The sequence below is a fragment of the Rhodoferax sp. RT5P35 genome (assembly GCF_056521385.1).
The window spans coordinates 1-1,142 of the sequence record NZ_JBWMAX010000274.1 but is presented as its reverse complement, the minus strand read 5'-3'; the positions used below and the strand labels follow the sequence as shown (position 1 = coordinate 1,142).

General features: G+C 67.3%; 2 protein-coding genes. Both read right to left on the bottom strand.

All coding sequences use genetic code 11. The annotated features are described in order from the left end of the window. Positions 1-132: LysR family transcriptional regulator (locus AC097L_RS25590; protein ID WP_479589511.1), on the bottom strand; the 132-nt coding region annotated here is incomplete at its 3' end. Between the two features lie 20 nt (positions 133-152). After that, entirely contained in the window at positions 153-1,094 is a 942-nt protein-coding gene (locus AC097L_RS25585; protein WP_479589510.1) for a 2-hydroxyacid dehydrogenase, read from the bottom strand. Positions 1,095-1,142 lie beyond the last annotated feature (48 nt).

Below are 1,142 nucleotides of genomic sequence, written 5' to 3'. Positions count from 1 at the left end.
ACCCGCCCAGCCCTCCAGCGCCTGGATGCGCCGCGAGAACGCCGGTTGGGTCACGTGCCGCAACTGGGCCGACCGGCTGAAGCTGCGGGTTTCAGCCAAGCTGACAAAATCTTCAAGCCATTTGGTTTCCATGGCTGGATTATGGCCGCGGCTTAGATGGGGGACACCACGGGTTGCCCCGCAAAGTGCCGCGTCGCGTTCTCGATAAAGCGCTGCACCGAAGCTTCAATCGCCTGGGGCGACCAGCCGCCCACGTGCGGCGTGAGCACTACGGCATCCAGGTCCAGCAGCGCGGCGGGGGGTTGGGGCTCGCTCTCGTACACGTCCAGGCCCGCACCGGCGATGCGGCTTGCGCGCAGGGCCTCGGCCAGCGCCGCGGTATCCACCACGCTGCCGCGCGACACATTCACCAGATAACCGCCCTCGCCTAGCGCCGCCAGCACCTCAGCACCGACCAGGTGGCGGGTGGCCGGGCCGCCGGGCGTGGCCACCACCAGAAAGTCGGCCCAGGCGGCCAGCGCCACCAGATCGGCAAAGTAGGTATGCGCCACCCCGGCTTGCGGCTTGCGCCCGTGGTAGCCGATCTGCATGCCGAATCCCAGCGCGCGCTGCGCCACCTTGTGGCCAATGCCTCCCAGGCCGACGATGCCCATGCGGCGGTTCGACACGCTGGCAGGCAGGGGCAACACATCACGCCACAGGCCCTGGCGGCATTGCGCATCCAGCCGCGGCACGTTGCGCACCACGGCCAACAGCAGGGCGAAGGCATGGTCGGCCACGCAGTCGTCGTTGGTACCCGCGCCGTTGGCCAGCGCCAGGCCGCGTGCACGGGCGTGGGGGATGTCGATGTTCTCAAAACCCACGCCCAGCGCGCAGACCAGTTCCAGTGCGGGCAAGGCATCCATCTCGGTGGCCGTCAGGCCCACGCTGCCGATGGTCAGCACCGCGCGGATGGTGGCGGCATCGGCGGCGATATGGGCGGCCCGCAGCGCGTCGGTGGGGGCGTAGATCACCTCGAAATGCGGCTCCAGCAGCGCCTGGTGGTGCGGGGCCATGAAGTTCAAAACGAGCACCTGGGGGCGTGGCAAGGACATCTTGGAATTTCTCAATTACTATTAAATTTATAGCTTGTTGCGCTTATG

What these genes read in the sequence shown, in the direction of transcription:
- AC097L_RS25585 (WP_479589510.1), bottom strand. Translation starts at nt 1,094, where the DNA reads ATGTCCTTGCCACGCCCCCAGGTGCTCGTTTTGAACTTCATGGCCCCG.